Origin of the sequence: Paenibacillus agaridevorans (assembly GCF_003112455.1) — a bacterium.
Taxonomy (GTDB): Bacteria; Bacillota; Bacilli; order Paenibacillales; family Paenibacillaceae; genus Pristimantibacillus; species Pristimantibacillus agaridevorans.
This window is the reverse complement of the sequence record NZ_BDQX01000430.1, coordinates 268,028-281,922: the sequence shown is the minus strand read 5'-3', so window position 1 is coordinate 281,922 and position 13,895 is coordinate 268,028. Positions and strand designations below refer to the sequence as shown.

At 53.6% G+C, this 13,895-nt stretch carries 10 protein-coding genes; 7 read left to right on the top strand and 3 right to left on the bottom strand.

The window, feature by feature from the left end; genetic code table 11:
* The first annotated feature begins 33 nt into the window (after window positions 1-33).
* Window positions 34-4,446, top strand: coding sequence for an S-layer homology domain-containing protein (locus tag PAT3040_RS33360; RefSeq protein WP_181376997.1), 4,413 nt, complete (start codon window positions 34-36; stop codon window positions 4,444-4,446).
* 55 nt (window positions 4,447-4,501) lie between these two features.
* Here PAT3040_RS33360 and PAT3040_RS40235 read toward each other — a convergent pair whose 3' ends face one another.
* Together PAT3040_RS40235 and PAT3040_RS33350 are read right to left on the bottom strand one after the other, a co-directional pair.
* The gene (locus PAT3040_RS40235; protein WP_179215675.1) at window positions 4,502-4,750 is read right to left on the bottom strand and encodes a Spo0E family sporulation regulatory protein-aspartic acid phosphatase; all 249 of its coding nucleotides are present in this window, start codon (window positions 4,748-4,750) and stop codon (window positions 4,502-4,504) included.
* Between the two features lie 114 nt (window positions 4,751-4,864).
* Window positions 4,865-5,788: a proline dehydrogenase family protein gene (locus tag PAT3040_RS33350; protein WP_258235285.1), complete on the bottom strand. Its 924-nt coding sequence runs from the start codon at window positions 5,786-5,788 to the stop codon at window positions 4,865-4,867.
* Window positions 5,789-6,363: 575 nt separating this feature from the next.
* Between PAT3040_RS33350 and PAT3040_RS37780 the strand changes: the two genes are divergently transcribed.
* From PAT3040_RS37780 to PAT3040_RS33335, 4 genes are all read left to right on the top strand, one after another.
* A complete protein-coding gene (locus PAT3040_RS37780; protein WP_181376996.1) occupies window positions 6,364-6,522 on the top strand; it encodes a hypothetical protein in 159 nt (52 codons plus the stop codon).
* Window positions 6,523-6,701: 179 nt separating this feature from the next.
* Window positions 6,702-8,030 (top strand): extracellular solute-binding protein, encoded by a 1,329-nt coding sequence (locus tag PAT3040_RS33345; protein WP_108996054.1) that lies wholly within the window; start codon window positions 6,702-6,704, stop codon window positions 8,028-8,030.
* Between the two features lie 22 nt (window positions 8,031-8,052).
* A complete protein-coding gene (locus PAT3040_RS33340) occupies window positions 8,053-9,054 on the top strand; it encodes a CobW family GTP-binding protein (protein WP_258235284.1) in 1,002 nt (333 codons plus the stop codon).
* 108 nt (window positions 9,055-9,162) lie between these two features.
* Window positions 9,163-9,804, top strand: coding sequence for a hypothetical protein (locus PAT3040_RS33335; protein WP_108996053.1), 642 nt, complete (start codon window positions 9,163-9,165; stop codon window positions 9,802-9,804).
* A gap of 57 nt (window positions 9,805-9,861) precedes the next feature.
* Here the strand turns inward: PAT3040_RS33335 and PAT3040_RS33330 are convergent, their stop codons facing one another.
* Complete coding sequence (locus PAT3040_RS33330) at window positions 9,862-10,554, bottom strand: hypothetical protein (protein ID WP_108996052.1); 693 nt, start codon at window positions 10,552-10,554, stop codon at window positions 9,862-9,864.
* Window positions 10,555-10,770: 216 nt separating this feature from the next.
* Between PAT3040_RS33330 and PAT3040_RS33325 the strand changes: the two genes are divergently transcribed.
* A complete protein-coding gene (locus PAT3040_RS33325) occupies window positions 10,771-11,802 on the top strand; it encodes a LacI family DNA-binding transcriptional regulator (RefSeq protein WP_108996051.1) in 1,032 nt (343 codons plus the stop codon).
* Window positions 11,803-11,942: 140 nt separating this feature from the next.
* Window positions 11,943-13,895, top strand: a 1,953-nt coding sequence (locus PAT3040_RS33320; RefSeq protein WP_108996050.1) for an alpha-galactosidase, incomplete at its 3' end; no start/stop codon positions are given.

Below are 13,895 nucleotides of genomic sequence, written 5' to 3'. Positions count from 1 at the left end.
CATTCCGATTATAAAACGGGAGGGAATAGGAAAATGATGAAACAACCGTTGCAATTCCGCAAATTTGCAGCTGCTCTGGCTAAGCCGGCTAAACGGGGGCTCAGCGTGCTGCTTGCAGGGTTGCTGACAGCCCAGTGTTTCGCGGCTGCTGTTTACGGTCAAGAATTGGAAGCGCTCACAGGAGAGGGGGCTGAGAGTGTCGACTCGGTCGATAGCGATGCCGGCTTATTGCGGCCAGTCCAGGTAAGGCCGTGGGACGAGTTTAAAGCCGGTTTTGGCTCCAGCCAGCATGCCGTTGCCCTGCAGACGAATGGCATGGAACTGGATGGAACATTAGCGAAGTGGGAACCGTTTGCACAGCTTCAGTTGCCGGCAAGCGATGCCCAAGTGGAGATGTCGGGTTGGGCTAACGCAGAGGACTTGTCCGCCCATGTCTATATGGCCTATGATGACGACTATTTCTACTGGGCGGCTCAAGTGATCGACAATAACCATACCCCCGTTGCCGGCAGTACGATGTGGAGAGGGGACAGCATTCAATTTGCCTTTAGCCCGGATGGCACTTATGGACCGGAATATGGCATCAACTTTATGGATGGCCAGGCTCATGTGTGGCAGTTCAGCGAAGGGAAGGCCGTAGCGGGAGCGGATCAAATTGCAGCTGCGGCGACGCAGCTTGGCAGTACCATTTTGTATGAGGTAAAGATGCCGTGGAATACCATCTATACAGGAAAGCCGGATGGCGTACTTCCGTTTACTCTGCTCTTTAACGATAATGACGGAGCGGGGCGTCGCGGATGGATCGAATGGACGCCGGGTATAGGCAAAGCCAAGAGTCCCGGCTCCCATGGCAAAGTGCAGCTGGTTTCCGCAGACACGCCCTGGAGCTTCTGGGTAGAAGGCCCGAAGGAGCTAGGCAGCGGATCCGCAGGCGAATATAACGTTTCTGCGGTAAATTGGGGCAATGAGGAGATCAGCCTTCGGTTATCTTCCATAATGACGAACATGGACCAGGAACTGGTTATACCTGCCCGGTCAGTAGCTGAGATAAAGGCGGAATTTGCGCCAACGCGTGCTGACGACTATGCGCTCGACTTTACTTTAGCCGAACCAGGAGGCAATAGAACGCTCACCGAGATTATCGATGTAACCGCTATCATGACTTCGACAGAGTTGGAGGGCATGCTGGATGCGATTATGAACAAGCTGCCTGTGCTTGAGCAACTGCTGCTCGCTGCGGAAGCGCAAGGTTTGTCTACGGATTACGAGCGAATAAACTATACGGTCATCAAAGAATTCGTAAAATATGGACGAGAGGACATCGTCGGGAACAGACTCGGCCGGGCTTATTATGTCGCCGTGGAGCTTGAGCGATTGTACGGCGAAGCGGAGTCCCGACTTCAGAGTTATTTGGACGGCACGGTCCTTCCGCAGGATGTCCCGCGTTACGTGAGCGGAAGGCCGGATATTTCCGGTTACTCCTTTATGGGCGACACAGCGGTAAGAAGCACCGGCGCCGTCGAAGAGCGGCCCATCTTCTTTACCGGATACGGCCATTTTGGCAAAGTGCGGGAGGATATCCCTATATTCCAGGATTTGGGCAACAATATTATCCAGATCGAGATAGGACCAAGAGATGTCATTTTGGACAAAAAGGATTTTGTAAATCAATATACCGTAGGCCGTTCGGGCAATGTAAACGCAACTGCAGCTGCGGTGGAAGGCGTGAGTCATTCGGGAGACGTTTCATTGCAAATTGCAAATGCGTCGCCCATACAGCCCAACGTATATGTAAATGTAGCCCAGACGATCCCGGTCGAGCCCAATACGACCTATGAATTTCGGGTTTGGGTAAAAGGGGAAAATGCCAAAAACACGTGGTTTCCCGGAGGGGCGGCGATGAAACAGCGCAAGTCTTTCCCGAGCGGCACCTTTGATTGGCGGGAGGTGGTGTACGAATACACGACCGGCGCTCAAGAAACCAGCTATAAATTAATGATCGTGTCAGAAAATGCGGGTACGATCTGGGTGGACGATCTTAGCGTGACCAAAGCGGGCAGCAGCGAAAACATCGTCAAAAATGCCGGATTCGAAGATTTGGGAGGTTATTCGGAGGATAAAGATTACGTCATCTCCACTCGCAAGCTCGAATCGGACATTCAGCAGGCGCTGCAGCGGGCAGAGGACCATGATATAGCCGTTAATTTGCTTATTTCGCCTCATTATTTTCCGGCTTGGGCGTTAACCAAGTGGCCTGAATTGAACGTATTAAACAACGGTTTTATTAAATTCTCCTTATTTCATCCAAGGGCCAAGGACATCATAGAGGATTATCTGCGGGCGTTGATCCCGGCAGTGGCGGGCTACGAATCCTTGCATAGTATTACGCTGAGCAACGAATCGGTTTATCAGACGAATAAGGATGCTTACGCTTTACCGTTGTGGCATGAGTATCTGGAGGAGTTGTATGACGAAGATATAGCGGAGCTTAACAGAATCTATCAGAGCAGCTATGCCTCCTTTGATGAAGTGCCGATGCCCGCTAATGTGACCGCCAGTCCCTGGTCCTATGATTATGTCGTTTTTAACCAGGATTATTTTGCCAGCTGGCACGAATGGATGGTCGATGTGATCCATGAGTTGGCGCCGGATCTGCCATTGCATGCCAAAATTATGGGCGATCCGCAAGGCAGTCTGTCATGGGGAGTCGATATAGAACGTTTCTCTGCGTTCAGTCAAATTAATGGCAATGATAATTGGAATTACATCAATGAGGGGCCGAAAGGTTTTATGGAGGAACTAAGCTTCTATGATATGCAAACCTCCTTTGAGCAGGCTCCCGTATTTAATTCCGAACATCATATCATTGCCGACGGCGATAAGTTATACACTCCGGAGCAAGCCAAACATTTTCGCAGCGTTCTTTGGCAAAGCGCCATACATGGACGCAGCGCTTCTACGATTTGGATTTGGGAGAGAACCTATGACGAATCATCCAGTCGAGAGGGGAGCGTCCTCCACCGTCCGGATGTTGTGGCCGAAGCGGGGCGCACCAATCTGGATCTAAATCGTTTGGCATGGGAGATCACGGCATTCCAGCATGCCAAACCGGAAGCGGCTCTTCTGTACACGGTTCCCGCCGGCATTTTTTCTGGCGATTACTCTACGGTTACGATGCGGGCGTATGAAGCGTTATCGTATAGCGGACATAAAACAGGATATATCTCCGAGAAACAGATCGCAGAAGGAGCGCTTGCCGATTACAAACTGCTGGTCGTGCCTTATGTGACACGGGTTGATCCGGCTACTCTGGACGGAATCAAAAGTTTTATCGAGCAAGGGGGACGAGTGCTGCTGATTGGCACGCATGCGCTCAGGCTTACGCCTCATGGAGAGGAGCAAGCGGCTGCGGATCGGCAATATATTTTTGACCACTCGGATAAGATTACGGCCGCAGATTGGACGGCTTCGCAAATTCGAGCGTTTATGGAGCCTATTCTGGATAATATGAACCCGCAGCATGTGAAGCTGATTCAGCCTTCTACCGGAGAAATGCCTTACAACGTAGAATGGCGCAACGCAACATACGAAGGCAAGATGTTGTTAAACGTTGTGAATTACGGACCGGAAGCCGTATCGGCCAAGGCGGTAGTTGGCGAGCGGGCCGTCACGCATATGACTAATCTGATCACCGGGGAAATTGTGGATGAGACCGTTTTAACGTTGGCGCCGCTAACTCCTTATTTGTTCTCCGTGGATGGATTGGAGGAGCCTGAGGTTGAACCGACAAATCCTCCCTCGTCGCCTCCGCCAACGAATATCGTTGTTTCTCCGGCGCTTCCGAATGAGAGCGAGGAGTCGGAGGAACCCGTCTCCGAAACGAATGAACAGCCAGTCGTGCCATTTAGCGATACGCAGGGACATTGGGCTGAGCAACAAATTAACGAGGCAGTGGCGAAAGGAATCGTCAGCGGTTATCCGGACAACAGCTTCCGCCCTGATGCCGATGTCAGCCGCCAAGAGTTTGCCGTTTTGCTGATGAGGGCGATAGGAGAACAGACGGATATCGATGAATCTGCGCAGTCTTTCTCTGACGGGGAACAAATCGGCAGCTGGGCGCGACAAGCGGTAGCCGCTGCTGTGCAAACCGGCATTATTAGAGGATATGAGGACGGAAGCTTCCGTCCGAAAGAGAAGATCAGACGGGCAGAAATGACGGTGATGATCGTCCGCGCCCTGCAACTGCCCATTATAGCCGACGGAGCAACTTCGTTTGCGGATGATGCGGACATTGCTGATTGGGCAAAGGGTTACGTTGCGGCTGCAGCGAGAAGCGGGATCGTAAACGGGCGAAGCGGCAACAGGTTAATGCCGAACGATACTTCAACGCGAGGAGAAGCAACGGTTATGCTCGTTCGGATACTACAATCGTTAAATAAACTATAGGCCAAATTTGAAACGGCAGTCATCGCCTTTGAGCGTCGACTGCCGTTTTTAACATTTATCCCGCAATTTTATTTTTGGCTTGGTTGCCAAGTTGCAGTTGATCTACATCCTTCCAACTTACCCTGCATCCACTCTCATTGCAGGAATCGAAAAAAGGACATAATCGATAGTGAACTAGGGCATCGTCAAGACGTTGACTGGCTTCCAGGACAGGAGGGGCAGTGAAGGATCCGTGGTTGTCGAACGTAAGTTCCATGATTTTGCGAAGCTGTTCAATTTGATTGCGGCACTCGCATATATTCATAGACATTCGTCTCCTTCGTGATAGATTGCTAGGTCGATAGAGGTTTTCTCACTATTTTACAACAAATAGCGTTTAATGGCTATAAGTGGAAGGTCCGGAGTTTTGACAATCCTGTTACCTTACGAGATTGCGCAGGACTAACCACAGATTGGCGGGTTTCTCTGCCAGGCGCCGCGTGTAATACGGATACCACATCTCGCCGTAAGGGACATAACAACGTACCCGATACCCTTCGCGGGCCAGTTTGGCCTGCTCCTTCATTCTTAAACCGTACAACATCTGGAATTCAAAACGCGATGTCGGAATCCCCCGTTCAGAGGCGTATTTCTTGACATAACCGATAATGGCATCATCATGGGTGGCGATTGCAACATAGCTGCCGTGGTCCAAATGGAGCCGAATGAGCCGCTTAAACTGCTCGGCAATCTCGGTGTGGCGCTGGTAGGCAATGGAAGGTGGTTCCTTGTAGGCGCCCTTAACAAGTCTGAGGGGGATGCCATCCTCTACGCAGAGCTTCGCGTCTAACGCCGAACGGTGCAGATAGGCCTGAAGGACCGTGCCGACATTGTTCAGCCCTTCCTCGCGAAGACGGCGTACGATAGAGTAGGTTGCTTCCGTAAAAGGCGAATCCTCCATGTCGAGCCGAACGAAGTTGCCGAGATCTGCTGCATGCCTCACAACTGCACGGATATTGGCGAGAGACGCCTCGGCGTCCAGCGCCAACCCCATCTGGGTGGGCTTTAGGGAAACGTTGGCGTCCACTCCTTGCTCCGCGATGCCGTCCAGCAGCTTGATATAAGCGTCACGATAGCCTGCGGCTTCGGATGCAAACTTCACTCCTTCGCCGAGATGATCCAGCGTCGCCATAATGCCCTTGTCGTTTAGCGCCCGCACTTGTTCGAGAGCGTCATGCAATCGGCGGCCGGCGATGAATCTGGAGGACAGCCGCTTGCCGTATTTGACTGTCATGGATTTTACCGTCTTGTTGCCCGCGATACTCAGGAGACATCTTCGATACCAATCTGCGCCGATAGCCACCCTTGACTCCCCCTTTTGGAATCCAATCCTCTTATAGAATATGCGGCAGGAGTCTTGCCCTATTAGCGTCTGAGGGCTTGTCCCGTCTGACGAACAGGAAAGACCCGCAACGCGGGGTTGCGGGCCTCTCGCCAGAATGGTTGCTGCGATTCATGTCCTCATGCATGGAGGATACTATTCAGACATGGAAGGGTATTAGTACCATCTGCAAATGCTGCAAGAGATAATCACCAGTAGAATGAAGAGGACCAGAATGAATCCAATGTTGTTATGATGAGCACCACCAACATAACCTGACATTGTTACATGCACCTCCTTACGTTTTGACTACTCTGTAGGTTATGCGCCTGCGGTATTCGTTGACTGGGTATTTGTTCCCATGGCATATAACTTGGGCGAACACCCGATTTGCGGGACAAGGGTGGGGCTGAGCTCGGACAAAGGCCGTGACGAGTCGCGAGAGGTGAGGGCTTTGGAGCAAAATGTGCAAACGCACAATTTTATCAAACGCCTATACAATCGGGGGAAATATACATAGGATACTGTACCTTAACATTAAAGGAGCTGAAAACTTCATGAATTATGCAGCAAACGTTTCTGGTGGAGCTAACCATCATTATCCGGTCGCAGGCGCAGGTTGCGGTAATGTAGGCGGCGCATTCAACAACGTCGGAGCCATCCTGGTTCTCTTTATCCTTCTGGTTATCATCGCGAAAACACTTTGTTGCTTCTAATCACCGCCATCTGCACGAATTGAAATAGCATGCAAAATCCCCAAGCGGCCTTCGCTTGGGGGTTTTGCATGTGTTCGAGAGTTTCCCTCCGCGATTCGACGAATACCGGAGAAAGACTCCACATTTCGACACAATATCTTTATAATGGATACTAGAAACAAAGGGGGGGACGAGTTATTTTGAAAAAACCAATCGTGAGCGTAGGCATAGGGGTCATCCTTCTAGCTGTTTTAGCTGCTTGCGGTACCAATAATGATGAGGGAAAGGAAGCGGGCGCAGAGGAGAAAACACAGATTACGTTATGGCATAACTTTAATGGGAACGATCTTCGCTCGTTGGCGATGCGGAGTCTTATAGAGACTTTCCAAATAAATAATCCGCAAATCGAGCTAAAGGTGGAGAAGTTTGTATCCGACGGATACCGGGCGAAGGTTATGGAGGCTGCGAAAGCGGACAATCTTCCGGATGTGTTCGTGATGTGGAGCGGCTCCATGACCAGCGATTTTGCCCAAGCAGGGCTGATCCAGCCCATCAATGAATTGCTGGGCGAATATCCGGAATGGAGAGACGGATTTATGCCGGGTTCGCTGGAGGCGTTTACCGAAGGAGGAAATACATACAGCGCGCCAATGGGACTTACTCCGACGTCGATATTGTATTACAACAAGTCGATCTTTCTGGAGCAGAAGCTGACCGTGCCTCAAACATGGGAACAATTGCTGGATGTCATCCGCAAGCTTAACGACAAAGGCATCGCGCCAATCGCATTAGGCAACAAGGCGGGTTGGGTTGCGCAATCAAGCATCTTTAGCTCGCTTGCGGATCGGGTTACGGGCACCGATTGGTTTATGAAGGCTATAGCTCAAGAAGGAGCAGCGTACACGGACCGTGTATTTGTTGATGCCTTAACCTATATGCAGGAGCTTGCCGAGGCTGGCGCGTTCCAAAAAGGTTACGCCAACATGGATAATCTGGAGATGGAGCTGCTGTTCGCGCGCGGAGAAGCGGCGATGATGATCGACGGAGGCTGGGCGCTGACGAATATGGCGGCGAATGCGACGAATGAAGAGCTGCGTCGGATCGGCGCAACCGTATTGCCATCAATGCCTGAAGGATTGGGGAACAGCCGGTCCGTGTCCGGTGTCACGGGCATCGGCATGGGACTCAGCAGCAAGGCACAGGATGAGCGGAAGGAAGCGGCGCTTGCGCTTATATACGCGATGAGCGGTCCCGAAGCGCAGCGTAAGACGCTTGAGAGCAATCAATTGGTAAGCTACAAAATCGATTTGGACAGAAACAAGGTGTCGTCCATCTTCGCGGAGGTGTACGAGCTGGTGACCAGCGTTGATTTCACGCCTGTTTATGACGTTTATTTGTCCAGCGAGACGGCGGAGGTCCTGAATGAAGGGCTTAAAAAGCTGCTCGCGGGAACGGCCGAGCCGGAGGAGGTAGCGGCGAGCTTGCAAGAGGCTCATGTCAGATCCGCGGAGCCAGCCCGGAGCGAGTAACCATAGAGAGAAGGAGGAGCTTATGGAGAACCTGAGTGAGGCTGGCGAATCAATCGCGATGCGCGCGATACCGGTCTATGTGCTGACGGGATTCCTCGGCAGCGGCAAGACTACTCTGTTGACGCGGCTGCTGGAACGGTTGAAGTCGGAGGGGAAACGTCCGGCAGTCATCATGAACGAATTAGGCGATATTAATCTGGACGGCCAACTGGTGGAGAGGGACGTGCCGATGGCGGAGATGCTGAGCGGGTGTATCTGCTGCAGCATGCGAGGCGATCTGGGGCTTACGATCGATGGTCTGATCGGACTGCATGGACCGGATGCCATCGTGATCGAAGCAACGGGCGCCGCCAATCCCATGGAGCTGCTCGACGGTGTGACGGAAGCGGCGATGTACCGGAAGGTGGAGCTGAAGTCCGTTATCGCGGTAGTGGACGGTCCGCAGCTATTAGCTCGCGGGCGCGACGGCAAAGGCCGCACGTTCAAGCTGATGCGCGACGGGATTCGCTGCGGCACGGCGCTCCTGCTTAACAAAGCCGACAAGCTGGCTCCCGAGGAGCTTGTCGAAGCGCAGCAGTTGATGCGCGGCATGAACGCCCATGCGCCGATTTTGCCTACGGTCCGCTGTGATACAGAAGCTTGGGACTTGTTGTTTGGCACCTCGCAGGATGCTGCTTCGCGTGTTCCTGAGTGTACCGGGGGATCTCATGTTCATGAACATAGCCACCAGCATGTAATGGCGTTGACGCATTATTGGCGAGGTCCCGTAGACAGCGAGGCGTTCGAGCGGCTGCTGGGCGAATTGCCCGATAACATCTATCGGGCGAAAGGCATCGTATCGTTCTCGGACACCTCGCGCGGCAGTCGGTTCTTGTTCCAATATGCGTATAAGGAATCGGACTTTATCCGGATCGAGCCGCAGGGAGAAGTGCTGGATGTCGCCGTGTTCATCGGCGAACACTTCTCCAAAGAGGAGCTGCTGGGCAAGCTGCGAGCGTTGGAAGAAGTGGAAGATAAGTCATAATTTGTCGCATCATGTCTATACGCGGTAATGGTTGGATACAATAATCGGAGATGGGACGGCATGATTGTCCCTGCCAATCCATACGGTATAGAAGGGTGAGAGACGATTATGATGTTCAGCAAAATATCGGTTGCGCTGGCGACGGCACTGCTGTTGTCCTCCGCATATGGCATGACTTCCGAAGCAGCCGTCGAAGGACCGCTGCTCGCTCAGCACACGGAAGGCGAAGAGGGTCATCGTCACGGCGAGATGTCGCGCAAGGAATTCGAGGCTTACCGACTGGAGAAGCTTCGCGAAATGGCGGCTTACTTCGGCTTGAAGACCGACGGCAAGTCCGCGGATCAGCTAAAGCAAGAGCTTAAGGAAGCGCGCAAAATCAATCCAGAGAAATGGGAGGCGTTCAAGGCGGAGCATAATGCGAAGCGATTGGAGCGCCTGCAGGAGATTGCCAAGAAGCAAGGCATTGCGACGGAAGGCAAGACGGCTGAGCAACTCCATAAGGAGCTGAAAAATGCGCACGGCGGCAAGTGGCCGGGCCGCTCCAAGGATACGCGCAAAGAGCCCATGCCTTCCGCAACAGTCGCTCCGGCGCCGAATCCGGCACCGACAACAGCGCCGACCGCCGCTCCTACGGCTATGCCCAAGCCCGACAAAAAAGATGGAGAATCTGAGGGCAAGGATATCGAGAAACAGGGAGAAGCGGGCAAAGGAAAGGTCGAAAGCTTGCAGGATTCCCAAAAGAGCAAATAAACCTATTCATCAGAAAAAAGGCATGAAGCCGGGTAGAGCCGGACTTCATGCCTTTTTTCAGATCGTCCACTGGGAATGAACGATTCCGCTCAAGTACCAGCCTCCCTCATGCTGTTCGAGCACGAGAATCAGGCTTTTCCAATCCATGCCCTCGTATTGCTCGTCAAACCCGCTGAAGTGATAGTCCACAATGTAGCTGCCGGGGAACGTTTCTTTCATGTTAGGCTCTGTGTTGCCGCTGCTCAGAATTTCGTCCCAGCCGATCTTCTCGGCATTGACGAAGTCTTCATCATAAACGAACTTTTTGTAATAGTCGCCGAAGGTGAGCTCGATCGGTTCGCCGGAGCCGTCGAAGGAACCCCATACATATTTTTTGTCATCATTCGTCGTTGGAAGCTCCGAGGCGGGAAACGTCTGCGCTTTCTCCTTGTCAATGTGGGCATAAGGCGAGAACAGGAGACCGTTCTGCGGATGGACGAAAGCCTGCAAAGTCTCCATGTCGGCATCCTTAAGCGTCAAAATAATAGCTGCTGCCGCGTCCTGCGGCGTCGCGAACAACGGACTTTGTTTCTCTTGGCCGCTTGTCCCTCCGTCGGCAGGAGTTGTCGCCTGCGGGCTTGCGGTCGGAGACGGCGAGCCTGATTGTTCCGTTGGATGCGGAGTCTGCGAAGACCCGTTCCCGGACGCGCAGCCCGTCACGCCAATCGCGAGGATGGCGGCCGTACATAAAGTAATCCATGTTTTTTTCATGTTATAGCACCTGCTTTCTGGATCATATTAACAAGGTTGCACTACAACTTACAGACGAGGGCTGTTGGCGGAAAGGTTGCATGACTTGGCGGCTCGGCGGAAATAATTGACCGCTTGTCAGAAGTCGTGTTGTTTGTTAGGATGTATTTATTAAGTAAAATTATTAACTAAACATCAATTTTGTATCAAAATCGGATATACGCGGGAGCGAGTGGGATGGCAACGATCAAACAAATTGCTGCGAAAGCCGGCGTATCGGCTGCAACGGTATCCAGAGTGCTGAACAACGACCTATCGCTTTCCGTAAGCGAGGACACGAGAGGCCGTATCTTCCGAATCGCCGAAGAGCTGGGCTACAAACCATCCAGGCTGCGAAAGCTGAAGCAGGAAGAACATCTTTCCCGGCAGCAGATCGGATTGTTGATGTGGTCGACGCTGGAGGATGAGCGGGACGATCCATACTTTTCCTCCATTCGCCGAGGCATCGAGCTGCGCTGCGAGGAGCTCGGCATTACCATCGCGAAGGTGATGAGAGGCAGAGGCGGTACAGAGCTTGCTCCTTGCCATGGACTAGATGGTCTCATCGTCGTCGGTTCTCTTCACGTGGAGGATGTGCTCGCCCTATACAGCAATCCCGAACGCATCGTATTCGTCAATCACGCCGAAGGTCCGCCCTCCAGCGACTCCGTCAAGCTCAACTTCGAAGCCGCGATGGAGGAGGCGCTGTCTTACTTGCAGGCGCTGGGCCATATTCGGATTGCGTATGCAGGCGGAGAAGAAACGGTTCACCGCTTGACGGTCTCGACAGAGAACGAGACGGTAACCGATTCCCGAAGAAACCGGTACAGGGCTTTTATGTCAGAGCGGGGGCTTTACCGCAGCGAGTACGACCTCGTAACGGAATGGTCCTCGGGCGGCGGTTATTCCGGTATGAGAAAGCTGCTCGATCTTAATGAGCGTCCTACCGCTTGTTTGATGGGAAGCGATCCCATGGCCGTGGGTGGGCTTCGGGCACTCCACGAAGCGGGGCTCGAGGTTCCTAACGACATGTCGCTTATCGGATTTGACGACATCGAGATTTCCGCTTACCTTAGCCCTCCGCTTACGACGGTTCGCGCCTATACGGAGCTGATGGGCCGGACGTCGGTCCAATTGTTGCTAGAGCGAATCCAGGGCCGCGAGGCGGCCATTCACGCCACGGTAAACACGTCGTTTATCGTCAGGGAGAGCTGCGGGCCCGGCATGTAAGCGTAGCTCAAACCCACATCATGCTTCCGAAGCGGCTTTGCTTTGCAAAGCTGGAGGTCGCACATCTTCGAAAAAGCCTCGATAGAGGTTTTCTCATAACTTACCCGAAAACAAGAGATTAGAATCGAGGAGGAACATTTATGTCCATTCGTTACGATGAAAGCAACCGTATTTTCCATCTGCAATCGGGAGATGCCAGCTATGTGCTCGGCGTTACGAAGCAAGGTTACCTTGCCCACTACTATTGGGGTCGCAAAGTTCGCGGAACCAGTCTGCGCCAGCTGCTTGAGCTGAAAGAACGCGCATCGTTCTCGCCTAGCACGGATCTGGAGCAGAAGGAGCTGTCGCTTGATTCGCTTCCACAGGAATATCCGACATACGGCAGCTCCGACTTCCGCATGCCGGCGTTCCAGGCGCAACTCGCCGACGGAACGACCGTGACGGAGTTTTTGTACGATTCCCATCGGATCGTAAAGGGCAAGCCATCGCTGCCGGGTCTTCCGGCGGTCTACGTCGAGAGCGACGACGAAGCCGAAACGCTTCTCGTCGATCTGGTCGATGCGAATTCCGGTCTTCGCGTTACGCTATCCTACACGGCATTCGCGGACCACAGCGCGATTGCGCGTTCGGCAAGCGTAGTCAACGAAAGCGGAGCTGCCGTCAAGCTGCTTCGCGCGTTCAGCGCCAGCTTCGATCTGCCTCATGACCGCTTCGAGCTGCTGCAACTATCCGGAGCCTGGTCGCGGGAACGTTACGTTCATACGCGCAAGCTGGTACCGGGACTTCAGTCGGTGGAGAGCCGCCGGGGATCCAGCAGCCATATGCAGAATCCTTTTATCGCTTTGCTCTCGGAGGGATCGACGGAAACGCATGGCGACGTGTACGGTGTCAGCCTTGTCTACAGCGGCAGCTTCGCGGCAGGAGTAGAGGTTGACCAGTTCCATACTTCGCGCGTATTCGCGGGACTGAACAGCTTCGACTTCAGCTGGCTGCTGGAGCCGGGCGAGACGTTCCAAGCGCCCGAGGCGATTCTGGTGTTTTCGGCCGAAGGCTTGGGCGGCATGTCCCGCAGCTATCACGAGCTGTATCGTACGCGACTTAGCCGAGGCGCGTTCCGCGACAAGGCCCGTCCGATTTTGATCAACAACTGGGAAGCGACGTACTTCAATTTCAATGCGGACAAAATCGAAGCCATCGCGCGTGCCGGCCAAGAGCTCGGCATCGAGCTGTTCGTGCTGGACGACGGCTGGTTCGGCAAGCGGGACAGCGACAACTCCTCGCTAGGCGACTGGTTCGTGGATCGGAACAAGCTGCCGAACGGTCTTGAGGATCTGGTAGGCCGAGTTACTTCGCTCGGCATGGAATTCGGTCTGTGGTTCGAGCCGGAGATGGTATCCCCTGACAGCGAGCTCTACCGCAAGCATCCGGACTGGTGCCTGCACGTGGAAGGCCGCAGACGGACGCAAGCCCGCCAACAGCTCATTCTCGACATGTCGAGACAGGACGTGCAAGACTACATCGTCGAAGTGATCTCCGCGACGCTCTCCAGCGCTCCGATCACATATGTGAAGTGGGATATGAACCGCAACATGACGGAGATCGGTTCTGCACTGCTGCCTGCGGACCGTCAGCGGGAAACAGCTCACCGCTACATGCTGGGCTTGTACGCCGTGCTTGAGAAGATCACGACGAGCTTCCCGCACGTGCTGTTCGAAAGCTGCTCCGGCGGCGGCGGACGCTTTGACCCGGGCATGCTGTATTACATGCCGCAGACGTGGACGAGCGACAACACGGACGCCGTCTCGCGCCTCAAGATTCAATACGGCACAAGCATCGTGTATCCGATCAGCTCCATGGGCTCCCACGTATCCGCGGTGCCCAACCACCAAGTGGGCCGGATTACGTCGCTCGATACGCGCGGCAACGTCGCGTTGTCCGGCAACTTCGGCTACGAGCTCGACCTGACGCAATTCACGGATGATGAGAAGGAACTCGTGAAGGAGCAGGTGGCCAAATACAAAGAGATCCGCCACTTAGTGCAATTCGGCGACTTCTACCGTTTGTTGAGCCCGTTCGAGGGCAATGATACGGCT

Bases quoted from the DNA above. Each gene is read 5' to 3' on its own strand.
- PAT3040_RS33360 (WP_181376997.1), top strand. From the start codon at position 34: ATGATGAAACAACCGTTGCAATTCCGCAAATTTGCAGCTGCTCTGGCT.
- PAT3040_RS33335 (WP_108996053.1), top strand. From the start codon at position 9,163: ATGATGTTCAGCAAAATATCGGTTGCGCTGGCGACGGCACTGCTGTTG.
- PAT3040_RS33325 (WP_108996051.1), top strand. From the start codon at position 10,771: ATGGCAACGATCAAACAAATTGCTGCGAAAGCCGGCGTATCGGCTGCA.
- PAT3040_RS33330 (WP_108996052.1), bottom strand. From the start codon at position 10,554: ATGAAAAAAACATGGATTACTTTATGTACGGCCGCCATCCTCGCGATT.
- PAT3040_RS33340 (WP_258235284.1), top strand. From the start codon at position 8,053: ATGGAGAACCTGAGTGAGGCTGGCGAATCAATCGCGATGCGCGCGATA.
- PAT3040_RS37780 (WP_181376996.1), top strand. From the start codon at position 6,364: ATGAATTATGCAGCAAACGTTTCTGGTGGAGCTAACCATCATTATCCG.
- PAT3040_RS40235 (WP_179215675.1), bottom strand. From the start codon at position 4,750: ATGAATATATGCGAGTGCCGCAATCAAATTGAACAGCTTCGCAAAATC.